The 25,680-nt window shown below is 64.2% G+C and carries 19 protein-coding genes and 2 pseudogenes; 16 read left to right on the top strand and 5 right to left on the bottom strand.

Annotated features, from left to right (window positions below; translation table 11 throughout):
* The first annotated feature begins 11 nt into the window (after positions 1 to 11).
* The 5 genes from nqrF to HXS66_RS02455 all read left to right on the top strand — a co-directional run bounded on the left by nqrF (position 12) and on the right by HXS66_RS02455 (position 4,746).
* Positions 12 to 1,244, top strand: a complete 1,233-nt coding sequence (nqrF, locus tag HXS66_RS02475; protein ID WP_077372013.1) for an NADH:ubiquinone reductase (Na(+)-transporting) subunit F — start codon at positions 12 to 14, stop codon at positions 1,242 to 1,244.
* A 3-nt stretch (positions 1,245 to 1,247) separates the two neighbouring features.
* A complete protein-coding gene (locus HXS66_RS02470) occupies positions 1,248 to 2,321 on the top strand; it encodes an FAD:protein FMN transferase (RefSeq protein WP_240499576.1) in 1,074 nt (357 codons plus the stop codon).
* A gap of 183 nt (positions 2,322 to 2,504) precedes the next feature.
* Positions 2,505 to 2,756, top strand: coding sequence for a (Na+)-NQR maturation NqrM (nqrM, locus tag HXS66_RS02465; RefSeq protein ID WP_077372016.1), 252 nt, complete (start codon positions 2,505 to 2,507; stop codon positions 2,754 to 2,756).
* A 131-nt stretch (positions 2,757 to 2,887) separates the two neighbouring features.
* Positions 2,888 to 4,279 carry a Si-specific NAD(P)(+) transhydrogenase gene (gene sthA / locus HXS66_RS02460; RefSeq protein ID WP_077372019.1) on the top strand — a complete coding sequence of 464 codons (1,392 nt, stop codon included), beginning with the start codon at positions 2,888 to 2,890 and terminating at the stop codon, positions 4,277 to 4,279.
* Between the two features lie 158 nt (positions 4,280 to 4,437).
* On the top strand, positions 4,438 to 4,746 hold the full coding sequence (locus tag HXS66_RS02455) for a YrhK family protein (RefSeq protein WP_136938275.1): 309 nt from the start codon (positions 4,438 to 4,440) through the stop codon (positions 4,744 to 4,746).
* Between the two features lie 49 nt (positions 4,747 to 4,795).
* Here HXS66_RS02455 and HXS66_RS02450 read toward each other — a convergent pair whose 3' ends face one another.
* From HXS66_RS02450 to HXS66_RS02440, 3 genes are all read right to left on the bottom strand, one after another.
* Positions 4,796 to 5,665, bottom strand: a complete 870-nt coding sequence (locus HXS66_RS02450) for a DNA replication terminus site-binding protein (protein ID WP_176502782.1) — start codon at positions 5,663 to 5,665, stop codon at positions 4,796 to 4,798.
* 202 nt (positions 5,666 to 5,867) lie between these two features.
* Positions 5,868 to 6,788: a carbon-nitrogen hydrolase gene (locus tag HXS66_RS02445; RefSeq protein WP_176502781.1), complete on the bottom strand. Its 921-nt coding sequence runs from the start codon at positions 6,786 to 6,788 to the stop codon at positions 5,868 to 5,870.
* Positions 6,788 to 7,849 (bottom strand): agmatine/peptidylarginine deiminase, encoded by a 1,062-nt coding sequence (locus HXS66_RS02440; protein ID WP_084209144.1) that lies wholly within the window; start codon positions 7,847 to 7,849, stop codon positions 6,788 to 6,790. The genes HXS66_RS02445 and HXS66_RS02440 overlap by 1 nt, the downstream gene beginning before the upstream one ends.
* Positions 7,850 to 8,094: 245 nt before the next feature.
* Between HXS66_RS02440 and HXS66_RS02435 the strand changes: the two genes are divergently transcribed.
* Complete coding sequence (locus HXS66_RS02435; protein WP_077373141.1) at positions 8,095 to 9,339, top strand: lipoprotein-releasing ABC transporter permease subunit; 1,245 nt, start codon at positions 8,095 to 8,097, stop codon at positions 9,337 to 9,339.
* Positions 9,340 to 9,391: 52 nt separating this feature from the next.
* Complete coding sequence (locus HXS66_RS02430; protein WP_077372034.1) at positions 9,392 to 10,114, top strand: ABC transporter ATP-binding protein; 723 nt, start codon at positions 9,392 to 9,394, stop codon at positions 10,112 to 10,114.
* A gap of 105 nt (positions 10,115 to 10,219) precedes the next feature.
* On the opposite strand, the gene HXS66_RS02425 is transcribed toward HXS66_RS02430, so the two are convergent.
* The gene (locus tag HXS66_RS02425) at positions 10,220 to 10,801 is read right to left on the bottom strand and encodes a DUF2062 domain-containing protein (RefSeq protein ID WP_077372037.1); all 582 of its coding nucleotides are present in this window, start codon (positions 10,799 to 10,801) and stop codon (positions 10,220 to 10,222) included.
* 168 nt (positions 10,802 to 10,969) lie between these two features.
* Here HXS66_RS02425 and HXS66_RS02420 point away from each other — a divergent pair, with 168 nt between their 5' ends.
* The 9 genes and pseudogenes from HXS66_RS02420 (at position 10,970) to murB (ending at position 20,541) form a co-directional block, all read left to right on the top strand.
* Complete coding sequence (locus HXS66_RS02420; protein WP_176502780.1) at positions 10,970 to 13,807, top strand: ComEC/Rec2 family competence protein; 2,838 nt, start codon at positions 10,970 to 10,972, stop codon at positions 13,805 to 13,807.
* A gap of 120 nt (positions 13,808 to 13,927) precedes the next feature.
* A pseudogene (locus HXS66_RS02415) lies at positions 13,928 to 14,512 on the top strand (MotA/TolQ/ExbB proton channel family protein); the annotation flags it as partial.
* A gap of 194 nt (positions 14,513 to 14,706) precedes the next feature.
* Positions 14,707 to 15,132 (top strand): biopolymer transporter ExbD, encoded by a 426-nt coding sequence (locus tag HXS66_RS02410; protein WP_176502779.1) that lies wholly within the window; start codon positions 14,707 to 14,709, stop codon positions 15,130 to 15,132.
* Between the two features lie 28 nt (positions 15,133 to 15,160).
* Positions 15,161 to 16,909, top strand: a complete 1,749-nt coding sequence (msbA, locus tag HXS66_RS02405; protein ID WP_255303063.1) for a lipid A export permease/ATP-binding protein MsbA — start codon at positions 15,161 to 15,163, stop codon at positions 16,907 to 16,909.
* Complete coding sequence (gene lpxK, locus HXS66_RS02400) at positions 16,906 to 17,895, top strand: tetraacyldisaccharide 4'-kinase (protein WP_077372052.1); 990 nt, start codon at positions 16,906 to 16,908, stop codon at positions 17,893 to 17,895. The genes msbA and lpxK overlap by 4 nt, the downstream gene beginning before the upstream one ends.
* A 52-nt stretch (positions 17,896 to 17,947) precedes the next feature.
* Positions 17,948 to 18,142: a Trm112 family protein gene (locus tag HXS66_RS02395; RefSeq protein WP_077372055.1), complete on the top strand. Its 195-nt coding sequence runs from the start codon at positions 17,948 to 17,950 to the stop codon at positions 18,140 to 18,142.
* Positions 18,142 to 18,948, top strand: a complete 807-nt coding sequence (gene kdsB / locus HXS66_RS02390) for a 3-deoxy-manno-octulosonate cytidylyltransferase (protein WP_077372058.1) — start codon at positions 18,142 to 18,144, stop codon at positions 18,946 to 18,948. The genes HXS66_RS02395 and kdsB overlap by 1 nt, the downstream gene beginning before the upstream one ends.
* A complete protein-coding gene (locus HXS66_RS02385; RefSeq protein ID WP_176502777.1) occupies positions 18,941 to 19,483 on the top strand; it encodes a low molecular weight protein-tyrosine-phosphatase in 543 nt (180 codons plus the stop codon). Before kdsB ends, HXS66_RS02385 begins: the two co-directional genes overlap by 8 nt.
* Positions 19,480 to 20,541, top strand: coding sequence for a UDP-N-acetylmuramate dehydrogenase (gene murB / locus HXS66_RS02380; RefSeq protein ID WP_176502776.1), 1,062 nt, complete (start codon positions 19,480 to 19,482; stop codon positions 20,539 to 20,541). The genes HXS66_RS02385 and murB overlap by 4 nt, the downstream gene beginning before the upstream one ends.
* A gap of 2,342 nt (positions 20,542 to 22,883) precedes the next feature.
* On the opposite strand, the pseudogene rne reads toward murB, so the two are convergent.
* Positions 22,884 to 24,740, bottom strand: a pseudogene (rne, locus tag HXS66_RS17595) (ribonuclease E); the annotation flags it as partial.
* Positions 24,741 to 25,680: the final 940 nt, after the last annotated feature.

Genomic DNA, 25,680 nt, shown 5'->3' with positions numbered 1-25,680 from the left:
AGGAAATCGAAATGGTAGATACCTCCATCATCGTGCTCGGCGTCGTCATGTTCACCGTGGTCGTGATCGGCCTGGTGCTCGTGATTCTCGCGGCACGCAGCAAGCTGGTCTCGAGCGGTGACGTCCAGATCGAGATCAATGGCGACCCCGCCAACACCCTGACCACCCAGGCCGGCGGCAAGCTGCTGCAGACCCTGGCGGCCAATGGCATCTTCCTGTCCTCCGCCTGTGGTGGCGGTGGTTCCTGTGCCCAGTGCAAGTGTCGGATCGAGGAGGGCGGCGGCTCCATCCTGCCCACCGAGGAATCCCACTTCACCATGGGTGAGAAGAAGGAAGGCTGGCGCCTGTCATGCCAGGTCCCGGTCAAGCAGGACATGAAGATCGAAGTGCCGGAAGAGATCTTCGGTGTGAAGAAGTGGGAAACCACCGTGACCGCCAACCCGAACGTCGCGACCTTCATCAAGGAGCTGAACCTGCAGCTGCCGGAAGGCGAGGAAGTCAACTTCCGCGCCGGCGGTTACGTGCAGCTGGAAGCGCCGGCCTACGACATCAAGTTCTCCGACTTCGACATCGAAGAAGAGTATCGTGGTGACTGGGAGAAGTTCGGTCTGTTCAACGTTCAGCACAAGAACGAAGAGCCGGTCATCCGCGCCTACTCCATGGCGAACTATCCGGAAGAGTACGGCATCCTGAAGTTCAACATCCGTATCGCCACTCCGCCGCCGAATTCCCAGCATCCGCCGGGGCTGATGTCCACCTACGTCTTCTCGCTGAAGCCGGGTGACAAGGTGACCGTGATGGGGCCGTTCGGTGAGTTCTTCGCCAAGGATACCGACGCCGAGATGGTCTTCATCGGTGGCGGTGCCGGCATGGCGCCGATGCGCAGCCATATCTTCGATCAGCTCAAGCGTCTGAATTCCAAGCGCAAGATGTCGTTCTGGTACGGTGCGCGCTCCATGCGCGAGTCGTTCTACAACGAGGAATACGACCAGCTGGCCGAAGAGAACGAAAACTTCGAGTGGCACCTGGCGCTGTCTGATCCGCAGCCTGAGGACAACTGGGAAGGCCCGACGGGCTTCATCCACAACGTCCTGTACGAAAACTACCTCAAGGACCACCCGGCCCCTGAGGACTGCGAGTACTACATGTGCGGGCCGCCCATGATGAACGCCGCCGTCGTCAAGATGCTGACCGACATGGGTGTGGAGCCGGAGAACATCCTGCTCGATGACTTCGGTGGTTGATCGATGATGTCACGCGTCGCAAGACGACTGGCAGGGCCGGCCCTCATGGGGCTGGCCCTGCTGGTTGCAGGCTGTGAAAATTCCAGCAACCCTGAGTTGCATCGCTTTGCCGGTCCCATCTTCGGCACCGGATTCCATGTCACGGTGGCAGGGGATCTGGATGTCGATGAGGTGGCGTCACTCAAGCAGGCGAGCGTCGAGGCGCTGGACAAGGTCGACTGGCAGATGTCGACCTACAAGGACACCTCGGAGCTCTCGAAGCTCAATCAGGCACCGCTGGATACGCCGATCACGCTGTCGGATGGCCTGGCGCAGGTGCTGGCCGAATCGCAGGATATCGGCAGGCGCTCCGAGGGTGCCTTTGACATCACCGTCGGCCCGGCCGTCAATCTGTGGGGCTTTGGCCCGGATGAGCGTCTCGACAAGGCACCGAGTGATGCACAGATCGCGCAGGCGCTCGAGAAGGTCGATCATCTGGCGCTGGAGCTCGATGGCAATACGGTGATCAAGCGCAAGCCGGTGTATGCCGACCTGTCGGGGATCGCCAAGGGCTATGGGGTGGATCGAGTCGCCGATGTGCTCGAGGCCAATGGCATCGAGAACTATCTGGTCGAGGTCGGTGGCGAGATCCGCGTCAAGGGTGAGAAGCCCGGCCACAAGCCGTGGCGTATCGCCATCGAAGCGCCGAAGTCCTTCGAGCGTTCCGTGCAGCGGATCATCGACCCCGGCAATGCTGCCGTGGCAACTTCCGGTGACTACCGCAACTATTTCGAGCAGGACGGCGTACGTTACTCACACACGATCGATCCGCGTACCGGTCGTCCCATTCAGCACTCCCTGGCATCGGTGACGGTCATCACGCCAGATTGTGCGAGTGCGGACGCCTGGGCCACGGCACTCAACGTGCTTGGCGCCGAGAAGGCAATGGCCATCGCAAGACGCGAGAACATTGCTGCCTATTTCATTGTCAAAACGGATGATGGCTTCAAGCAGTCCTGGAGTCCGGCATTCGCGCCCTATCTGAAGGACGCGCCGGCGACAGGCGACACGAAGCCCGCAGGGGAATCCAGCGTCTGAGCCTGTCTGCCGTCAGGCAGACGGGGAGGACGTGATCCGCTGCCACCTGTCGTGACACGCCCCTGACCGGGCCTGCCACTCACGATGCATCGGCACCCTCCCGTCAGGGCGGGTACCGATGTGGCGGTCGAGTCGGGTCGGTCACAGTGGGCCAACATGGGGCCATGCCCCGGGAGAAATGACATGACTATCTGGTTACTGGTGTTCGCCGCCATGCTGCTGTTGATCGGCGCGATGGCTGTCGGGGTGTTGATGGGGCGCAAGCCGATCGCCGGCTCCTGCGGCGGCCTCAACAACCTCGGGCTCAAGGATGGCTGTGATATCTGTGGCGGCAAGGATGACGAGTGCGAGAAGGAGCAGGAGCGCCAGCGTCTGATGGCCGAGAGCGGCGGCAAGCCGGCCAGTGATCTGGCCTACGAAGCCCCGCGTCGCTGATTTCTGCTCTGATGACTCAGAGCCCGCCGGCCGCAAGGCCAGCCGCCGGCCCTGGCATGCCATTCTCTCCCTGAGCAGAGTGTGGCGTGTCAGGGCCGGCCTACGAACAACCAAGGAGCAAAGCGAGTCTCATGGCAGTCTACAACTACGATGTGGTCGTGATCGGTACCGGTCCGGCAGGGGAGAGCGCGGCGGTCAATGCGGCCAAGCATGGCAAGCGAGTGGCCGTGATCGAGGCCCAGTCCTCCGTGGGCGGCAACTGCACCCACAAGGGCACCATCCCCTCCAAGGCCCTGCGTCACGCGGTCAAGCAGATCATCGAGTTCAACACCAATCGCATGTTCCGCGACATCGGTGAGCCGCGCTGGTTCTCCTTCCCCAAGGTGCTGGAACGTTCGCGTCGTACCATCGAGCAGCAGGTCGAGATGCGCACGCGCTTCTATGCTCGCAATCGCATCGACGTGTTCTTCGGTACCGCGCGCTTCAAGGACGAGCACACCGTGCTGGTGCGTGATGCCCATGAAGGGACCGAGGAGCTGCACGCGGAGAAGGTCGTGATCGCCACCGGGTCGCGCCCCTACCGCCCGGCAGACGTCAATTTCCGCCACCCGCGTATCTATTGCTCCGATACCATCCTGGGTCTGTCGCACACGCCGCGCACGTTGATCATCTACGGTGCCGGTGTCATCGGGTCCGAGTACGCTTCCATCTTCTCGGGGCTGGGCGTCAAGGTGGACCTGATCGATACCCGCGATCGTCTGTTGTCATTCCTGGACAACGAGATTTCCGACGCGCTGTCCTACCACCTGCGCAACAACGGCGTGCTGGTGCGCCACAATGAGGAATACGAGCGCATCGAGGGCGATGAGTCCGGTGTGGTCGTGCACCTCAAGTCCGGCAAGAAGCTGCGTGCGGACGCCTTCCTGTGGGCCAATGGGCGCACCGGCAACACCGACAGCCTCGGCCTCGAGAACATCGGTCTGCAGGCCAATGGTCGTGGTCAGCTGACGGTCGATGATCAGTACCGCACCGAGCTGGACCACGTCTATGCCGTGGGCGATGTCATCGGCTGGCCGAGCCTGGCCTCTGCTGCCTATGATCAGGGCCGCTTCGCCTCGGCCAATCTGCTGGGCGAGGAGTTCAAGTTCGTCAATGAGGTGCCGACCGGCATCTACACCATCCCCGAGATCAGCTCGGTGGGGCGTGGCGAGAGCGAACTGACCGAAGCGCGCATTCCCTACGAAGTGGGGCAGGCCTTCTTCAAGGACACCGCACGCGCCCAGATCACCGGCGACACCGTCGGCATGCTCAAGATCCTGTTCCATCGCGACACGCTGGAAATCCTCGGCATCCACTGCTTCGGTGATCAGGCATCCGAGATCGTGCACATCGGCCAGGCCATCATGCAGCAGCAAGGTGAGGCGAATACGCTCAAGTACTTCGTCAACACCACCTTCAACTACCCGACCATGGCGGAAGCCTATCGGGTCGCTGCCATGAACGGGCTGAATCGTCTGTTCTGAGCCCTGAGCCCTGAGCCCTGAATCATGAGCCCTGAGCTCGCTGTGCCAACACGGCCACGCACAAGGCCCCGACATCCTGGATGTCGGGGCCTTGTGCTTTGTGCCCACTGACACGAGATATTCACAGATGACCCAGTCTTTTACCCAAGGAGCCTTCGATGAGTCGACAGCCACACCCCGAGTCGCAATCCCCTCGCGAGCAGGAAGTCACGAGTGACCTGACCTTGCGTCTCGGCCGCGAGGAGCTAGTCATCCACCGCCGTTACGAGCTGGCCAGCATCATCAACGAGCTGGTGCTGGGCCTGTTGTTCACCATCGGCAGCGTGTGCTTCTTCTGGGATGAGTGGATGACGCTGGGGATCTGGCTGTTCGTGATCGGCTCGCTGCAGCTGACGCTCAAGCCGTTGATCCGCCTGGCGCGCCGCATGCACCTCAAGCGCCTGCCGGAATCAGGGCTGGATCTCTAGCAGGCGACTTCACAGTCTGTCTGTCTCACTGGCTCTCCGGCTCTAGAGATCAGCGATAGCGATGCACGCGCAGGCTCTTGAGAAAGGGCGTGTCCTCGATGCGCACATCTCCGCGTCTGGCGCGTGTGCGCTGTGCTGGCGGAGTCGGTGAGGGTTGGTTGAGCGCCGGCAGGCGCAGGTCATCGTGGGGCAGGAACAGCGGCAGCGAGACGTTCATCGCGCGGCGAGCGCGCAGCTCGCCATCCTCGCGCAAGACCGGCTCACGATAGAAGAGATTGGCGCGCATCAGCGGCGCCTGAGGCTGGATGCGTGCCAGTATCTCGTCAGAGGGCAGGCCCGCCAGCAGTCTGAGCTGCAGGCGCACGTGATCGGCCTCGGTATCCAGTTTCATCAGCATCGCCTCGCACTCCGGTACACTGACGCGCTGAATGGAGCGTCCGGAGCTGTACCAGGCGAAGCGCACTCGCGCCACCGCTGCTTCCGCGACCGGTACGCGCCGCCAGCATTGCTTCAGATGCAGACGAGCGAGGCCATCGCCCTTCAGGTGCTGGTTGAGGCCGGGGTGGCGGAAGGGCAGGATGGCCTTGAGCTCCGCGAGTTGATCGGGATACGCCTCACGCAGTTCGGCAAACAGTCCCGCCAGATGCTCCTTGGCCAGATTGAGGGCCGAGACCGCCTGGATCACCTGCGGGCCTGCCGCCACCACGCCCAGATAGGGGCGGGTGACACGCCCATCCTGCCCATCCTGATACCACACATCCTGCAGCGCGAGCCGTAGCCAATCGAGATCGGCATGGCCGCCATCCAGCCGCCACAGCGGCGAATTCTCCTCCGCGACGGCAGTGATGACCTGTTCGGCTGCGCTGATCTGTTCATCGAAGGCCGCCTCTATTCTGGCCATCAGCTGATATTCGGGCATGGTCCGCGTCCTGGTTGGCGCTTGAGGAATACACTGTTTTTATCGCGTTATCCTGTTTAGCGCAGCCTGGCGGGAAAGACAAGCGTGCGGATACGACACGAGGCGCCCCGCAGGGCGCCTCGTGGCATGGCTGGCATCTCCCGGGCGGGAAGCGTCGTCAAGAAACACGCGGCTTCCTCAGGAGCTGATCGCGACCTTGCGTCTAGCGGTCGCGATAGCGTTCGGTGAGATCGCCATAGGCATCGATGCGGCGGTCACGCAGATAGGGCCAGATGCGGCGCACGTCCTCGCCACGCGCCAGATCCACCTCGACCAGCAACTCCTCGGGCTCGGTGCCGCCATGCGCCAGCAGTTCGCCCTGGGGTCCGCACACGAAGCTGCCCCCCCAGAACTGGATGCCTTCGCTGGCAGGCGTCGGGTCCGCTTCATGGCCGACCCGATTGGCGACGATCACCGGCACGCCATTGGCGACGCCGTGACTGCGCTGGATCAGTGTCCAGGCATCCTTCTGGCGCGTCTGCTCGGCCTCATCGTCGCGCGGGTCCCAGCCGATGGCGGTGGGATAGAGCAGCATCTCGGCACCGGCCAGTGCCATCAGCCGCGCGCCTTCCGGGTACCACTGATCCCAGCAGACCTGCACGCCCAGGCGGCCCACCGAGGTATCGATGGGCTCGAAACCGCGGCGCGGCGACTGAGCGCTGGGCGCATCACCCGGCGTGAAGTAGAACTTCTCGTAGAAGCCGGGATCATCCGGGATGTGCATCTTGCGGAAGGTGCCGACCAGGCCATCGGCCTTGTCGAGCACCACGGCGGTATTGTGATATACGCCCGCCGCGCGGCGCTCGAAGATGGAGCCGACGATGACCAGACCGAGTTCAGCGGCCAGACCGGCCAGGCGCTGGGTGGTCGGGCCTTCGAGGGGCTCGGCGAGATCGAAGATCGCGGTGTCTTCCGTCTGGCAGAAATAGTGGCTGGCATGCAGCTCCTGCAGCATCACCAGCTCAGCACCGCCGGCTGCCAGGCGGCGGATGGCCGCCTCGCTGGCCGCCAGGCTCGTATCCTTGTCGGGCCAGCCCTGCTGCTGGACGACACCGACCTTGAGTGTACGGCGGGAAGTGGTCATCACAGTGCTCCTTGAGTGAGGTTCGAGGTGGCTAGGGTGCCCTTGGGCAGTTGCATGGTCATGCAGTGCAGACTGCCATGCTGGCGAATCACGGCGCGGCAGTCGACCGGGATGATGTCACGTCCCGGGAAGGCGCCCGCCAGGGCCTTGAGCGCGATCATGTCGTGACGATCGGCATAGGTCGGCACCAGCACCGCGCCGTTGATGATCAGGAAGTTGGCATAGGTCGCCGGCAGGCGATGGCCGTCTTCGGGATCGAAGCAGGCCTCTGGCCATGGCAGCGGTACCAGGAAGTACGGATCGCCATTGGCATCCAGCATGTCTTCCAGCTCGGCTTCCATCGCCTTGAGCGCCGGGTAGTGCGGGTCGTCGCGATCATCGCAACGCACGTAGGCGATGGTACGCGGGTCGCAGAAGCGCGCCAGGGTGTCGACATGACTGTCGGTGTCATCGCCTTCCAGATGGCCATTGGCCAGCCACAGGATGCGTGAGACACCGAAATCAGCCGTGAGCTGTGCCTCGACCTGCTCGCGGCTCAGCCCGGCATTGCGATTGTCGTTGAGCAGGCAGGCCTCGGTGGTCAACAGTGTCCCCAGGCCATCCGTCTCGATGCCGCCGCCTTCCAGAATGAAATCGCGACTTTCCACCGGGCTTGCATAGACCCCTTGAGCGGCCAGCGCTCGGGTCAGGGCGTTGTCGCGAGCGGCTTCGAACTTTCCGCCCCAGCCGGTGAAGGTGTAGTCGAGCAGTACCGGCTGGCCATCACGTTCGACGGTGATGGGGCCGTGGTCACGCGTCCAGGTGTCATCCAGCGGCGCCACATGCAGATGCAGACGCTCGGCCGGCACGCCGAAACCGGCGAAGCGTGACGTGAGGCGCTCGCGGGTGGCCTCGTCACTGACGCTGATCAGCACGTGCTGATACCGGCTGATGGCGATCACCATGGCCTCGCAGGTGGCTTCGATGCTCTCGAGCATCTCGTTCCAGTCGCTGTGGGGGCTGGGCCAGCTGAGCTGGATGGCATCCTGCGGGTGCCATTCGGCAAGCAGACGGGTGGCCATGGGCATCTCCCTGATGAAGAAGTGACGGTAATGCCGCGATACCGCGGACTCGGCGCGCGATGATAGCAGAGCCATGCGTCGACGCTAGCCCCTGCGTGCGTCATATGGCCAGACACTCGAGACTGGCGGTTCATGCTGTTCTCATGCGAGGGCTGGCAAACTGGGCGCGATTGTGGCCCCATGCGCCGAGCCTGCGGAATGCGTATCATGGCCCGCGACCCTGACCCAAGGAATCGACTTCGATGCTGCTGGATCGCCTACCCTTTCTGATCGGCCTGCGCTATACCCGCGCCAAGCGCCGTAACCATTTCATTTCCTTCATTTCCCTGACCTCGATGCTCGGCCTGTCGTTGGGCGTGGCCGTACTGATTCTGGTGCTGTCCGTCATGAACGGCTTCGACCACGAATTGCGTACCCGCGTACTGGGCATGGTGCCGCATGTGCGGGTCGAGGCGCGCGACAGCGTCACCGACTGGGAGACGCTCGCCGGCATGTTGCGCGAGAAGCCGCATGTCGTCGGTGCCGCTCCCTACATCGAGCAGCAGGGCATGTTCACCACCAATGGTCGCAACAAGGGCGCGCTGGTCACCGGTATCGATCCGTCCGCGGAGGACCAGGTCTCGATCATCAGTGAGCACATGGTGCAGGGAAGTCTGGCAGACCTCACGCCGGGCAGCTGGGGCATCGTGATGGGGGAGCTGCTGGCACGCAATCTCGGGGTCGGCGTCGGGGATCGCGTCACGCTGCTGGTGCCCGAGGCCTCCATCACGCCCGGGGGCATCTTCCCGCGCCTCAAGCGCTTCACGGTGACCGGCATCTTCAAGGTCGGCGCGGACGTGGATGCCAGTCTCGCCTACACCGACATCTCGGACATGGCCAAGCTGGCACGCTTCAAGGAAGGCGAGGTGCAGGGCGTACGCCTGAAACTCGATGATCTGTTCAGTGCCGATGCCGTCACCCGTGACATCATCAGCCAGCTGGGGCCGCAGTATCGCGGCATGGACTGGAAGCGTACCCACGGCAACCTGTTCGCCGCCATCCAGATGGAGAAGAACATGATCGGCCTGCTGCTGATGGTGATCGTCGCCGTGGCGGCCTTCAACATCGTCTCGACGCTGGTGATGATGGTGACCGACAAGCACGCCGACATCGCCATCCTGCGCACCCTCGGGGCCAAGCCCGGCAGCATCATGGGCATCTTCATCGTCCAGGGGCTGACCATCGGCGTGATGGGGATCATCATCGGCGCCATCGCCGGGGTGGCATTGGCATTGAGCGTCTCCGACATCATCGCCTGGGTGCAGTCGACCTTCGGTATCCAGTTCCTGGATCCCAACGTCTACTTCATCAGCTATCTGCCGTCTCGTCTCGAGCTGTCCGACATGGGCGTCATCATCGGCTCCGCGCTGGTGCTGAGCTTCCTGTCGACACTCTATCCGGCCTGGCGCGCTTCCCGCATCCAGCCGGCCGAGGTGCTGCGCTATGAATGATCTACCGACATCGACCGATGCATCATCCCGCTCTGCTGCTGGAGACTCCGCCATGCCGACCCCGGCTTCTGACACCCGTGCGACTGACCTGGCTCACGGCAAGCCGATGTTGATCTGTGAGCGCCTGAGTCGCAGCTACGACGAAGGCCCGCAGAAGGTGCAGGTTCTGGACGAACTGGAGCTGCGTGTGCACGCCGGCGAACGGGTCGCCGTCGTCGGCAGCTCCGGCTCCGGCAAGACCACGCTGCTCAATCTGCTCGGCGGGCTGGATCATCCCAGTCAGGGCATCGTGAAGGTGGCCGGCCAGCGCCTGTCCGAGCTCAGTGAGTCGGCGCTTGGCAGCTTCCGCAATCAGCACATCGGCTTCGTCTATCAGTTCCATCATCTGCTGGCGGAATTCAGCGCCGAAGAGAATGTGGCGATGCCGTTGATCATCCGGGGCCACAAGCGTGCCGAGGCCGCCGTCAAGGCGCGCAAGCTGCTGGAGCGTGTCGGCATGGCGCCGCGCGCCGATCACAAGCCGGGCGAGCTGTCCGGGGGAGAACGTCAGCGCGTCGCCATCGCGCGTGCGCTGGTGACGGACCCGAGCCTGGTGCTGATGGATGAACCGACCGGCAACCTGGATCAGACCACGGCGGCGCGCATTCTGGAGCTGATGGATGACATCGCTCGGGAAGCGCAGGCCGCCTTCATCATCGTGACCCACGACAATGGGCTGGCCGCGCACCAGCACCGTGTGCTGCGCTTGGATGGCGGCAAGCTGCACGAGGACTGAGCTCCACCGCTGAGTGGCGGATGTCTGCCTCACGCCATGCCAGAAAGCCAAAAGCCCCGCCATCGAGAGATGGCGGGGCTTTTTCATAGGCGGCCTCGTCAGCCTTCAGGACTTGTCGGTATCCGGGGCAGCGTTCTGGTCGGACCGCTGCGCCTTGGTGCAACGCCTGGCGGCCAGACGCGCCTTGCGGCGACTGCGCCAGCTGCGCACGACCTGATAACGCCACAGCAGCCGGACCAGCACGTTGGCGAGCAGGGCGACCACCACCGCGCTGACCAGCGAGCCCAGCGCAAGTGCCGGCAGGATATCTTCCAGCTGGTTGGCGAACCAGGCCGCGGAGACCTGGTCCGGCATCACCCGGGCAGGCGTATCGAGCATCCAGGCGCCCACGCGATAGGTCGCGTAGTAGACCACGGGCATGGTCAACGGGTTGGTGATCCACACCAGACCTACCGAGAGCGCAAGGTTGCAGCGCAACGCCCAGGCGCCGAAGGCGGCCACCACCATCTGGAAGGGGATCGGCAGCAAGGCACAGAAGAAGCCCACCATGCACGCATTGGCAACGGTTCGACGCGACAACGCCCACAACGCGGGGTCGGCGATCAGGTGATGCATGAAGCGCAGGGATTTCTTGCGCCTGAGGGCATCCGGTTCCGGCATGAACCGCTTGAGTAGACGACGAGGCATGGCTTGGCCATTTGGCATTCAACGCCGGCCATTATCCATACATGTCCCCGGGACTGCCATGCTGTGAGCTCAGTTAAGCGGCCCGCATCGTGCAATCCTGTGTGCTTGAAATGATGCTGAACGCAGGCCAGCCCCCGTCATGCCTGATGAAGAGCGATATCTGCCTCCTTGAACGATTCGTCTGAAAAGCTGCCCGTGGGCGCGAGCGACGCCACGCGGTTTCGCGGGTCCTGGCTGACACCGGGGGCTCTGATCCAGTGGCTCGCCGGTCTGGTGGCCGGGGTGTGGCTGTCGCGACAGGGGGAGTGGGCGGCCGATTGGCAGGGACGCATGCCGGATGGCGCACCCGAAAGCGCAGGGGATGTCTTGAGCGGGATGGCAGACAGCCTGTTGCTGCCATCCCTTGTGCTAAGCCTGCTGGTGATGCTCGCCTTCGCGCGACGCCCGGCAGTTTTGCGGCTGGGGATTGCTCTGTGGAGTGGGCTGTTGCTCGGGCTGGCGCATCAGCCACTCATGCTTGCCGAAGCACTGGCGCGCGAGGATATCTGGCTGGAGGGGCGCATCGAGCAGGCCAGCCGTTCGCTCCCGGCCCCGGGGGAGTCGGTGCGTCTGGTCTTCAGGGTGGAAGCCTGTCGAGCCTCGGGCGCTGACGGCGAAGCAGGCGGTGAGCAGGGCGAGGTGCTCAAGCCCCCCAGGATGAACGCATCCGGCATGACGAGCGCCGGGCGTGAGCTGGCCTGTCGCCGTCTTGAGGGCCAGCGGGTGCAATTGCGGCGCTACTGGCCGCGGCGTGCCGCCTCTGAATCATCAGCTTCGCCTCTTCTCGTTCCCTGGCAAGCAGGGGAGCGGTGGCGGCTGATCGCCAGACTGGTGCCGCCGCATGCTGCCAGCAACCCGGACGCGCTGCAGAGTTTTGATCGGGTCAGCTGGTGGTGGCGCGAGGGGATCGTGGCGACGGGGTACGTGCGAGACCCCGCCCGAGCACAGCGACTGGCACCACCCCGCGGGGTGGCAGCGTTGCGCCTGGCGGCCGAGCAGCGGCTCTGGCAGGGCTGTGGAGGGCGGAGCGATGACATCCAATGGGCGCATTCGCCCTGCCGCTGGCTGGCGGCGCTGACGCTGGGGCGTGCCTCGGCGCTGACTCGCGATGACTGGGAGTCCTTGAATGCCACCGGGTTGACGCACCTCGCCGTGGTGTCAGGGCTGCATGTCGGGCTGATGGCAAGCCTGGTGCTGGTGGTGAGCTTTGGCGTCCTGCGCCGCCTTCGTCCTGCCGACTGGCGTTTCAGCGTCACCCCCTGGTGGCTGGCGTGTCTGGCGGCCTGGAGTTTCGCGATACTGGCGGGGCTGGCGCCGCCGGCGCTGCGAGCGGCGCTGATGACAAGTGCTGGGTTGTGGATGGCCAGCGGGCGCAGCGGCCTGGGCGTCTGGCAGATATGGATGTTGGCGTTGTCGCTGGTGATCGGCCTTGATCCGCTGGCCTTGTGGCGACCCGGCACCTGGTATTCGTTCCTTGCCGTGGCAGCGCTGCTGCTGGCCTGGCAGGGGTGTGAGCGCCCCCGCGGTGCGCTGGGCTGGTGTCGCGCCACGCTGCGCAGTCAATGGGTGTTGACGCTGGTGATGGGGGTCGCTCTGCTGGTCGGGCGTGGTCAGCTGTCATGGCTTGCCATGCCGATGAATCTCGTCATTGCCCCGCTCGCGACCCTCCTGGTCGTGCCGTTGGGGATGCTGGGCTGGGGGCTGGCTGGCATCGACTCCCTGCTGGACGCGATGGGCTTGAGGCTGTCGGAAGGGGCGGGAATGAGCGGGGCGCTGTGGCAGTGGCTCGCCGAGCGAGTGGATCATGGCATGGCGTGGCTCGGGACCGTCACGCAGCGTCATGGCCTCTGGCCCGCACGGACAGCGACGGACTACCTGTCCGCTGACATGGCAGCAGCGATGGTGATGATGGTACTGGGCGGCCTGTGGCTGGCAAGTGGAGTGCCGGGATTGGAGCGCCGTGTCAGAGGGCTGTGTACCGCCCTGGCGATGCTGTGGGGGACGGGGCTTGCCTTGCTGCTGTGGCCGCCTGCGCCATGGCCGTCCAGCGCCCACGCCGGCGAAGGACGCACAGGGCGCGACAGCGCGTGGCTTGCTGGTTCGCGAGCGGCCCCGTTGGTCGTGACCGTCCATGACGTCGGTCAGGGGCTGGCGATATCGCTCAGGGTAGCGGGGCGCGTGCTGTCACCTGAGACGATGGAGGATCTTCCTCGTCATTGGCTCTATGATCTCGGCCCCGGTGCTGCCTTCGGGCCGCCGCGCATGGGGGAGCTGCTGACGGCTGCCGAGGCGCCCTGGGGCGTCATCATCAGTCATGGTGATGGCGATCATGCAGGCGGACTGGCGGCGCTGCGAGCGGAGCAGGTCGCGCAACTGTGGGTGCCTGAGGGACAGAGAGGCCGTCTTGACCGTCAGGTCGGCTGGCTGAAGGGCGTGCCGACCGCGTCCTGTGAGGCAGGGCGGCGCATCACGCTCGGCCATCTCGCCGACCGCCCCGTGAAACTGGAGATGTTGTGGCCGCCGCCCGGGTGGAAGGCGCGACGTGACAATGCCCACTCCTGTGTGGTCCTGATTGCGTGGGGTGAGCGTCCGCTGGCGTTGCTGAGTGGCGATATCGGGGTGCAGGAGGAGCGCCAGCTGGTGGAGCTGCTCTCGCGTCGGCTGGCGGGAAGCCCGCTGCCATTGCTGGTCGTCGCGCACCATGGCAGTCGCAGCAGCAGTGGGGAATCCTGGCTCGCGCGTCTGGCACCGCGCCACGCGATCATCAGTGCCGGACGCTACAACCCGCATGGTCATCCGCATGACGAGGTGGTCGAACGCCTGATGCGGCATGCGCAATGTGTCTGGCACAGTGGCCTGGAGGGAGCGCTGCGCTGGGAGTGGTCCCCTGACGCGGAGCGCCTCATTCCCGCGCGGGGTGCTGCCGGTATCGATACGCAGTGCCTTGGGGTAAAATCCGTTGATTGATCAGGGGCATGGCGAATGTCTGCCTGTCAGCGTGCCAGGGACGCGGTCGCGCAGGCCTGATGACGACAACAATGATCGGCGCCGTTGACGGTGCACCATCAAGACCAAGGGAGAGGTCACATGTTGGAAGCCTTGTACGCAGGGGGGCTGCTGATGCTCCCGATCCTGGGATGTTCGGTCGTGGCACTGGCCATCATCCTCGAACGTCTGTGGACGTTGCGCACGCGCCGTATCGCGCCGCGCGGTCTGGGACAGCAGGTGTGTGAACTGATCAGTCAGGGACAGGTCAATGTCTACTGGTTGGAGAGTCATTCGCCCCTTGGGGGGGTGCTGGCGGCAGGGCTTCGCAATGCGCGCCTGGGCAATGAACAGGTGCGTGCGCGCATTCAGGAATCGGCCGTTGCGGTAATCCACGACATGGAGCGCTTCCTGAGCCCCCTGGGGACCATCGCGGCCATCACCCCGCTGCTGGGCCTTCTGGGCACGGTGGTCGGCATGATCGATGTCTTCGCCGTGATCGTGGACGCCGGGTCCGCCGAGCGTGCCCAGGAGCTGGCCGGCGGGATTTCCCAGGCGCTTGTCACCACGGCGGCGGGTCTAACGGTCGCGATTCCGGCGCTGATGTTCCATCGCTATTTCCAGCGTCGCGTGGAAGACATCACCGTGACCATGGAAGAGCAGGCGGGGCAGGTGGTGGAATACATCTCGCACCATCAGGGGGAGCTGGGGCTGGCCGAGAGTCATGACGGCTTCGATCGTCGCGCGGGCCAGCGCAACGGGCCAGCGCCGAGGGAGAGTCTGCCGGAAGACCTGCCGGCCTACATGCGTCGGGACGAGGATGATCCGCTCTCGGGCTCCGACACGCTCGCTGATCGAGGCGTGGGGCCCGGGAGGCCGTCATGAGGTTTCCTCGCCGCCAGCGTGAATCGGTCGAGGTCAATCTTACGCCGCTGATCGACGTGGTCTTTCTGCTGCTGATCTTCTTCATGGTCTCGACCACGTTTGACAGTCGACGCGCCCTGGACCTGATTCTGCCGCAATCCAGTCAGGCCAGCGCCGTGGAGCAGGCGCCGCTGATCATGACCATCGGCGCCAAGGGAGATTTCACGCTCGGGGACACCTCGCTCACCGAGTCAGCATTGGGGACTGCGCTTGCACGACACAAGGACCAGGCTGATCGCTTCGGGTTGATCCTCGAAGCCGATGGCCGTACGCCACATGCGAAGGTGGTGAAAGCGTTGGACGCTGCCGCCGAAGTGGGCATTACCCGAGTGCGCATCAGTACGCGCACCGGGACCGATACATCACCACCGGATGCCCCATGAGGGCGCCGCTCAAGTCTATGGAGACCCCGTGAGTCGCGACTCCACCTGGATTCATTACCGCCGCCTGCTCGGCTATGTCCGTCCGTACTGGAAGATGTTCCTGGCTGCCGTGCTGGGTTACGTCATCTATGGTGCCTCGAGCACGGCGCTGGCCGAGATGATGAAGCGCCTGATCGATGGCATTCAGAATCCTGACGCCCAGTTCAGATTGTTCCTGCCGTTGTTCGTGATCGGCATGTTCGCGATACGCGGTGTGGGGACCTTCCTGGGGACCTACTGCATGAGCGACGTGGCACGCAACGTGGTGCATACCCTGCGTACCACCGTGTTCAACCACATGCTGCATCTGCCGGGACGTTACTTCGACGAGAACTCCACCGGTCACCTGATCACCCGCGTGACCTATCACGTGGAGCAGATCACCGGCGCCGCCACCAAGGCATTGACCATCATCATGCGCGAAGGCTTCTTCGTGCTGGGTCTGCTGAGCTATCTGTTCTGGACCAACTGGAAACTCACGCTGGTATTCATCGCGGTCACGCCGCTGATCGGCTGGGTGGTCAGCTATGCCAGCAAGCGCTTCCGCAAGCTCTCCAAGCGTATCCAGGGCTCGATGGGGGAGGTCACCCATGTGGCATCCGAGGCGCTGTCCGGGCATCGGGTGGTCCGCACCCACGGTGCGGAAGATTACGAGAAGGCGCGCTTCGCTGCGGTCAGTGAGTACAACCGCGAGCAGAAGATGAAGGAGGCGTTGACCAAGGCCACCGCCACGCCGGTGATCCAGCTGTTGATCGCCGTGGCACTGGCGACCCTGGTGTGGCTGGCGATGGCGCCGGAATTGATGGCTGGCATGTCGGCGGGTGAATTCGTCGGCTTCATCACCGCGGCCTCGATGATGGCCAAGCCGGTGCGTCAGCTGACCGAGGTCAACGGCGAGATCCAGAAGGGCATGGCGGCATCCGAGGAGCTGTTCGGGCTGCTCGACATGCCCGCGGAGCCCGACAACGGCAACGTGGTTCCGGACGGTCGCCTGGCGGGTCGGGTGCGCTTCGACAACGTCCACTTCCGCTACGCCGACAATCAGCCGGATGTGCTCAAGGGCATCGATCTGGAAGTGGAGGCCGGGCAGATGGTGGCCATCGTCGGGCGCTCCGGTTCCGGCAAGTCGACGCTGATGAGCCTGCTGCCACGGTTCTACTCGCCTACCACGGGCCGCATCCTGATCGACGACGTGGCCATCGAGGACTACAAGCTGCGCCCGATGCGCCAGCAGATCGCGCTGGTCTCCCAGAACGTGACGCTGTTCAATGCCAACCTCACCGCCAATATCGCCTACGGCACCGGGGAAGCGGATGTCCAGCGGGTCGAGGAGGCGGCGCGCGCCGCCTATGCCCACGAGTTCATCGAACGCATGAGTCAGGGCTATGACACCATCGTCGGTGACAACGGCATCATGCTCTCGGGAGGGCAGCGTCAGCGCATCGCCATTGCGCGTGCCATCTACAAGGATTCGCCGATTCTGGTGCTGGACGAGGCCACCTCGGCGCTGGACACCGAGTCGGAACGCTACATCCAGCGGGCGCTGGAGGAAGTCTGTCAGGGCCGTACCACCTTCGTCATCGCGCACCGCCTGTCCACCATCGAGAAGGCGGATCGCATCCTGGTGATGGATGACGGCGAGATCATCGAAGACGGTACGCATGAAGCGTTGATCGCTAAGGAAGGGGCCTACGCCGCCCTGCATCGCATCCAGTTCCGGGAGACGGCTGACGCATGAGTGAACGACTGGTAGACGCCTGGTATCGGGGCGCCGCCTGGCTCCATCTGTTACGTCCGCTGGAGCATGTCTATAAAGGGGTGGTGGCACGCCGACGTGAGGCCTATCTCACTGGCAAGCGTGAGGTCTGGAAGGCGCCGGTGCCGGTGATCGTGATCGGCAACATCACCGTCGGTGGAACCGGCAAGTCGCCGCTGGTGGCCTGGCTCGGCCGTTGGTTGAGCGAGCAGGGCTGGCGCCCGGGCATCATCTCACGGGGCTATGGTGGCCACGCGCCGCGTTACCCGCTGTATGTCCAGGCCGATACGGACCCGCAGCATGCCGGTGATGAGCCGGTGATGCTGGCTCAGCAGACCGGCCTGCCGGTGGCGGTGGACCCGGACCGTCCCAGTGCCGCGCGTCGTCTGATCGCGGCGGGGTGCGACATCCTGCTCTCCGATGACGGCTTGCAGCACCATGCGCTGGGGCGCGACATCGAGTTGGTGGTGGTGGATGGCGAGCGCGCCTTCGGCAATCAGCGGTGCCTGCCGGCGGGTCCCCTGCGGGAGCCGCTGTCACGGCTGGCGAGTGTCGATGCCGTGATCTCCAATGGGGTGATCGACTGCACCCGCCTGCCGGTGGAATCACATTGCATGACGCTGACGCCGGTCCATTGGCGCCATCTGATCGATGATGTGCGTTATCCCGCCACTCATCAGCCATTCAGTGGCTCGGTGCATGCCTTGGCCGGCATCGGCAATCCCCAGCGTTTCTTCCGTACCTTGACCAATCTGGGGGTGGAGCATCAGCCCCATCCCCTGGCGGACCATCATCGCTTCACGCCGACGGATCTGCGCTTTTCCGACAACCTGCCGGTGGTGATGACGGCCAAGGATGCCGTGAAGTGTCGCCGCTTCGCCAACGAGCGTTGCTGGGCACTGGATGTCGAGGCACGGCCGGATCAGGCGCTGGTGGATTGGCTCGCCAACCGCCTCGAGGCGCTGTGAGCGACTGACCGATTGTTTCTTTCTTATTAGCTGTTATCCCGGAGATGTCTCGATGGACAAGGAATTGCTCGCGCTGCTGGTCTGCCCGCTTTGTCAGGCCAAGCTGACCTACGATGCGGCGAATGCCGAGCTCAAGTGCTTCTATGATGGGCTGGCCTATCCCGTGCGTGACGGCATCCCCGTCATGCTGGAAGAAGAAGCGCGCGTGATGGATGCCGACGAGAAGCTCAAGGGGAGTCGCGGCTGATGAGCGATGTGGCGCACAGCAGTGATGTGACAGGTCGTGGCGCCGTGGTGGTGATTCCGGCGCGCTTCAACTCCTCGCGCCTGCCCGGCAAGCCGTTGGCGGACATCCATGGTCGGCCGATGATCGAGCATGTCTGGCGCAATGCCTGTGCCAGTCAGGCAAGCCGTGTGGTGATCGCCACGGACGACGAGCGTATCCGCACCGTCTGTGAGGGCTTCGGTGCCGAGGTCGTGATGACTCGTGCCGATCACCCCAGTGGCACCGATCGTCTCGCGGAAGTGGTCGAGCGGCTGGCACTGGCTCCCGAGACGCTGGTCGTCAACGTGCAGGGAGATGAGCCGTTGTTGCCTGCCGCGCTGATCGATCAGGTCACCTTGCGTCTCGAGGAAGACGAGGGGGCTTCCATCGCGACCCTGGCCGAGCCCATCACCAGTGTCGATAGCCTGTTCAATCCCAATGTGGTCAAGGTGGTGCGTGATCTGCGTGGTCGCGCGCTGTACTTCTCGCGCGCACCGCTGCCGTGGGATCGGGAGCACTTCACCACGCCGCCGACCGTGCTGGCCACCGACTCCTGGTTGCGCCATATCGGTCTCTACGCCTATCGCGCCAGCTTTCTGAGCGAATATGTCGATTGGCTGCCGGCGCCGCTGGAGCAGCTCGAGCAGCTCGAGCAATTGCGCGCACTGCATCATGGTCATGCGATTCAGGTCGCCATCGCCTGCACCTCCCATCCTGCCGGTGTGGATACCCAGGAAGATCTCGAGCGCGTGCGTGACTGGCTGACGCAAGAGGCCGGTGATGAGTGAGTTGCTTGAGCGGATAGCGGCGCGCAGACCGCCGGTCAGACGAATTCTGATGGTCTGTCTGGGCAATATCTGTCGCTCCCCCAGCGCGGAAGGCGTACTGCGTGCCGCGCTGGCACGCCATGGGCTGGATGAGCTCATCGAGGTCGACAGCTGTGGTACCAGTGACTGGCATGTGGGTGCTCCGCCGGATTCACGTGCCATCGCGCATGCGGCTGAGCGTGGGTACGACATCAGTGGCCTGCGCGCCCGCCAGCTGTGCGTGCAGGACTTTTATGACGTCGATCTGATCCTGGTGATGGATGATGCCAACCTGAGTGACGCGCGGCGTCTGGCACCCCAGGACAGTCCGGCACTGCTTGGCCGTCTGCTGGACCTGCTGCCGACGCCGCTGCCGGCTCCGGCGCGAGGCAGTCGCGAAGTGCCGGACCCCTATACCGGGGGGGCTGAGGCCTTCGAGCAGGTGCTGGACCTGATCGACATCGCCTGTGAGGCATTGATCGATGCCCTGCCACCTGTCACGCGGGCCCCTTCATGATGGCGTCCGACAAGACATCGACGAGAGCATCACTGACGGCCTGCAATACCCTGGGCTTTGCCGCCACCGCACGTACCTTCAGTGAGCCACGCAGCGTGGCCGAGGCGCGTCGCCAGATTCTGGACTCGCGTGCGGCCGATGAGCGTCTGGTGGTGATCGGTGGGGGCAGCAATCTGGTGTTGCTGCCCTGGCTGGATGCCCATGTGATGCGCCCGGCCTTCGAGGCCATGACGATCACGCCGGCAGCGGATGGTAGAACCGCCACCGTGAGTGTCGAGGCGGGCAAGCGCTGGCACGCCCTGGTGATGGAGCTGGCGACAGCTGGCTGGTGGGGCTATGAGAATCTGGCCTTGATTCCCGGCTGCTGTGGCGCAGCCCCGATCCAGAACATCGGTGCCTATGGTGTCGAGCTGGCCGACCATCTGCTGCGACTGGAAGTCATGTCGCTGGAGGATGGCAGCACGCGCTGGCTGAGTCGCGAGGAGTGCGCCTTCGGCTACCGTGACAGTCTCTTCAAGGGGTCGCTTGAGCATCGCGTCCTGATCACTCGCCTGGAGTTCGTGGTGACGCGTGAAGCGACACCGCAACTCGCCTATGGGGACCTCGCTCAGCGCGTTAGTGCCGCCACACCGCAAGGGGAGGCCATCACGCCATTGAGTGTGGCGAATGCCGTGATTGCCATGCGCAGTGAAAAGCTGCCGGACCCTGCGGTGCTCGGCAATGCGGGAAGCTTCTTCAAGAACCCTCAGCTTGCCGCCGACGAGGCTCGCGAGCTGTTGGCGCATCATCCGACCTTGCCGCACTACCCGCAGGCCGATGACAGCGTGAAATTGGCGGCCGGCTGGCTGATCGACCAATGTGGCCTCAAGGGGGCACGTCGGGGTCATGTCGGCGTGCATGATCGCCAGGCGCTGGTGCTGGTTCACTTTGGGGGCGGGCAGGTCTCGGAGCTGCTGGCGCTGGCACAGGAGGTGCGTGAGAGCGTTCATGCGCGCTTCGGGATCTGGCTGGAGCAGGAACCGCGCGTACTGGGAGAGATGGCCGCGACGCCTTCCTGACGGTTGGTCGGTTTGTCGAAGGTATTCCGTCACGAAAAAGCCCCGCAGAGTGATCTGCGGGGCTTTTTCGTGACGGGTCAATCCCCTGCCTGCACCGATGAAGCCGGTGAGGCAGGGGGCAGGGCTCAACGTGTCGTGCTGTCGTCGTTGTCCTGCGAGCTGACTTCTGCCTGACCCTCTGTCGCCTGAGCATCGGCGGCCGCTTTCTCGGCGGCCTCACGCTCACGACGACGAACTTCGCGCGGGTCATTGTAGGCGCGAGCACCACGGCGGCGACGTGAAGCGTTGGCGGTCCCGGCTGCCTCATCTTGCTTGTCATCGCTTGCAGGTGCCTGAGCGTCTGCCGCGGCGATGTCGTCATCCTGTGCTGGCGTTTCCGTCTGCACGGAGGCGGTCGCCTCGACATCTTCCAGAGCGGGCTCTGCTGGCGCAGCCTCTGCCTGAGACGCATCAGGCTGTGCATCGGCCTGAGTCGACGCCAGCGGGGTCGCGGCAGATTCCGTCTGTGGCTGCTGCACTTCCGGCTTGGCGGCTTCAGACTGTCCTGCATCTTGCTCGGCAGGTGCAGTCTCAGGAGTCGCTTCTACCTGAGCTGTCGCCTCTGGCTGCGTCGCCGCTTCGCTGACGTCTTCTGCTGTCGCAGTCGGCGCAGCGTCGCTGGCGTGCTCAGTGCGATGGGGGGTGTCTGCTTCCACGCAAGCTTCGGTCTCTGCCACGGACGCCGTCTCCTGCGGCATCACGCTGTCCTTCAGCGCCTGGCTGTCGACGGCCGCTTCCGGTGCGGTCTCCACCGCGACCTGCGCCTGTACCGCGCTGTCATCCGCCTTGACGTCCGTTGCTGCCACATCGGCCTCGGCATCGGACACGGTTTCAGAGGTGTCGGCATCGGTATCGGTCGTTGCGCTCAGCGTCTCGGCCTGCGCTTGATGAGCGCTGGCCTGCTGCGGTGCATGCTGCTCAGTACGCTGGGTGGCGTGCTGTTCAGTGCGCTGAGCCTGATGGGGCGTGGCAGGCGCGGTGCTGGAGTCGCTGACCTCGGCAGAGCCATCCCGTGTCGTCACGTCCTGTTGCAGGGCTTGCGTGCTGGGCGCACTGATTTCCGGCGCCTCTGGCGTCTCGGCGACCGACGGCTGCTCATCAGGCGTGGCGTCGTCAGCGGTCACAGCCACGGCCGGCGTCACGTCCGTCTCCACCTTGGCGCTGACGTCGGCACTGGTGTCGGCAGGCGCTGCCTTGTCGCCGTCGCTGTCAGCGACGACAGCTTGCGCTTGCGGTTCACTGCTCTCGACCGTCTCAGGCGCGACCTTCACGCCTTCGGCACCTTCCTCGGCAACGGCGGGAACCGGTTGCTGCGGTGCTGCGGTCGGGGCGACGTCATCGAGCACGGCGTCGGCTGGCTGAGCGCTCTGCGCCTGCGGGCCGGCCAGTGCCATGGCCTTCAGGGACTGCTGCTGAGCGACGGCATCGGGATTGAGTGCATGGCTGCGGCTACGAGCGCGCGGATTGTTGCGCGTCGGCTGCTGGACATCGTCTGCCTGCTGCTCGCTCTGCTGGGCCTGTTCTGCCGCCTTGATGGACTCGCGAGCATGATGGCTGTTGACCTGCTCTGCCTTGTCCGCCTTGGAAGGCTTCTCACGGCGCGCCGGCTTGTCATCACGCTTGGCAGCATTGTCCTGCTTGGCATCGTTCTGCTTGGCAACGTTCTGCTTGGCATCGCTCTTGGCATCATTGCCAGACGGCGCCTTGGCAGGTGTCTGTGCGTCGGATGTCTTCTCCGTCGCTTCTGCCTGCGGCTTGCTGTCGTTGGTCACGATGTCCTGAGCGTTGTCCTGACGCGACTCGCTGGACTTGCGACGATTGCCACGGTCGTTGCGCTGACGACGCTTGTTGTTGCTGCGACCCTCGGAGCGGTTGTCGCTCTGGTTGTCGTTGCGACCATCGTTGTCGTTGCCGCGCGTGTCCTGCTGACGCGAGTCCTGCTGGCGCGAGTCCTGCTGGCGTGAATCGCCCTCGGCGTTGCGGCGACGATTGTCGTTGCGTGCGTTGCCGCGGTTGGCATTGCGGCCATCCTTGCGTGCATTGCCGTCGGTTGAGGCTTCGCTGACGCTTTCGCGACGTTCGCGTGCCTTTTCCAGTGCCTTGCGGGCTTCGCTGGACTTGGCCGGCGTCGCGCTGGCGCTGTCGTCGCTGCCCAGCAGGCGGCTGAAGCCCTTGGCCAGACGTGCCAGCAGACCGCCGCCGGAAGGGGCTGCTGCCGGTGCCTGGGTGGCCGGGGCCGCCGTGGCCTCGGATTTGCTCACCGCATTGCGCCCGTCATTGCGAGAGGTTTGACGGTTGTCGTTGCGATTGGCATTGCGGCCGTCGTTACGAGTGTCGCTGCGCGATCCCTGACGACTGTCGTTGCGAGTCTCGCTCTGGCTGTCGTTGCGATTGTCGTTGCGGCTGCGGTTATTGCTGCCATTGCCATTGCGACGACGGTTGCCGTTCTTGGCATTGTCGTTGCCGTTGCCGTTGCCGTTGCCGTTGCCGGAAGCGGAGGTGTTCTCGTCAGTCTCGGCGGGCTCGCTGACTTCCGGTGCGGAGGCGGGGGCAGGCGTCGTGTGGGACACGCTCTTGACCGCCGCTTCGGTGCGTGCCGGTGGCTTGTCGAAATTCGGATCCGGCTCCTTGCCGACTTCGGTCTCGACGGACAGCTCGAAGCTGGACTTGTCGGCACCGTCTTCATCGACATGGTCATCACGCAGACGCACGACTTCGTAGTGCGGCGTGTCGAGTTCCGGGTTCGGCAGCAGCACGACATTGACGCCCTGACGACGCTCGATGTCGAACAGCGTGGCGCGCTTCTCGTTGAGCAGGTAGGTCGCGACCGGCACCGGCAGGATGGCGCGGATCTGCGAGCTGCGCTCCTTCATGGCCTCTTCCTCGATCAGGCGCATGATCGAGAGCGCCATGGAGCGCACGTCGCGGATGGTGCCCTGGCCGTCACAGCGCGGGCAGACCACGCCGCTGGTCTCGCCCAGTGACGGACGCAGGCGCTGGCGCGACATTTCCATCAGGCCGAAGCGTGAGATGCGACCGATCTGCACGCGAGCGCGGTCGATCTTGAGCGCGTCTCGCACGCGATTCTCGACTTCACGCTGATTGCGCGCCGGGGTCATGTCGATGAAATCGATCACCACCAGGCCGCCGATGTCACGCAGACGCAGCTGGCGCGCGATCTCGTCCGCCGCTTCCAGATTGGTCTGCAGCGCGGTTTCCTCGATATCGCTGCCACGCGTGGCACGCGCGGAGTTGATGTCGATGGAGACGAGAGCTTCGGTGTGGTCGATGACGATGGCGCCACCGGAAGGCAGCTTCACTTCGCGCTGATAGGCGGTCTCGATCTGGGATTCGATCTGGAAGCGCGAGAACAGCGGGACGTCGTCTTCGTAGAGCTTGATCTTCTGCTGATAGCTCGGCATGACCTGACGGACGAAGGACAGGGCTTCTTCCTGGACGTCACCGGAATCGATCAGCACCTCACCGATGTCATTGCGCAGATAGTCGCGCATGGCACGGATGATGACATTGGATTCACGATAGATCAGGAAGGGGGCAGGGCGGCTGGCGGCAGCCTTGGTGACGGCATCCCAGACCTGAGCCAGATAGTCGAGGTCCCATTGGAGCTCTTCTGCGCTCTTGCCGATACCGGCGGTGCGTACGATGACGCCCATCTTGTCCGGCAGGGTGAGGCTGTTCATCGCCTCTTTCAGCTGGGCGCGCTCTTCCCCCTCGATGCGGCGGGAGATGCCACCGGCACGCGGGTTGTTGGGCATCAGCACGAGGAAGCGGCCGGCCAGGCTGATGAAGGTGGTCAGGGCGGCGCCCTTGTTGCCACGCTCTTCCTTGTCGACCTGGACGATGACTTCCTGGCCTTCCTTGAGCACTTCCTTGATGTTGGGGCGGCCTTGGCCCGGGTCCTTGCTGAAGTACTCGCGGGAGATTTCCTTGAGCGGCAGGAAGCCGTGGCGATCGGCGCCGAAATCGACGAAGCAGGCTTCCAGACTGGGCTCGATGCGGGTGATCTTGCCGCGGTAGATGTTGGCTTTCTTCTGCTCGCGGGCACCAGACTCGATGTCGAGATCGTAAAGGCGTTGTCCGTCGACCAGTGCGACGCGCAGCTCTTCCGGCTGGGTCGCGTTGATGAGCATCCGTTTCATGTCGTCTCGCTAGACTGGGCGTGCCGAAGGGCAGCCGCATTTGCGTCGGCGACGAGGAACCGTTTTCAGCTTCGTGTTGTGCTCAGCGCATGTCGTGGGATGCGTCTTTCGCATGCAGGCACGTCTCGTGACGTGCCACATGCGGCATGATCATGTTGAGTACTGGAAAGAGGCAGGACGTGTTGCGGGGAACGTTGACTCCTCCGGCCCTGCGGTCTCTTCCCTAACACCTGGCATTCGCCGATTCATCGACGCCGGCCTTCGGCACGGATATCGAATGATTGCCCGGGCATCATGCCCGGGCGGTAGTGTGTCATTGGCCCACCAGAAGGCTGGGCATTGCATCGTGTTGCTGCGCTCGAGGGCAGTGACGTGTCTCGCGGGGAGGTGGCGTCACGGCCGGTCGCGCTGCGGCGCGCGGGGTAACACGTCCCGCGCCCGCTGATAGCGTTACCTCGCCATCTCTGGCGCGGACGTTATCGATGTCTTTCGTCATGATGCTGGCCAGCCAGCGGCATTGGACGACTGTCCGTGAGGCGGCATTCGTGATCTGCAATCGGCAGACCCGTTGCGCAGGACAGCACGCGGCCGACAGGCCAGGTGACAACAGGGTGCGTGAAGACTCTGCACGGTGCTGACGTCGGTGCGCATTGTTTCGTCGTGGGCCGGCTGGCCCTGTTCACGTGGTCTGCATGGGGTTTCACGCCGCATGCAGAACCGTCTACCTCGCCGTCTCGGCGGGGTCGTGACGCGGGTGATCGGGCATATAGAGAAGGCCCATCTCACTGGGCCCGAATATACCAGTAAAGGTATGGGCCAGCAATTCGGCAGGCATATCAAATGCTTCGCCCGAATGCCCGCCATTCGTCCCGGGTTTCGCGGCCTTGAGCGGCGCAGCCAGAGCCCTCCGATGGCGGGATGATTCCCCATTGGTCGCATG

The organism is Cobetia sp. 5-11-6-3, assembly GCF_013374055.1.
GTDB lineage: Bacteria > Pseudomonadota > Gammaproteobacteria > Pseudomonadales > Halomonadaceae > Cobetia > Cobetia marina.
The sequence above is the reverse complement of the archived record's forward strand: the minus strand, read 5'-3'. Positions and strand labels throughout refer to the sequence as shown.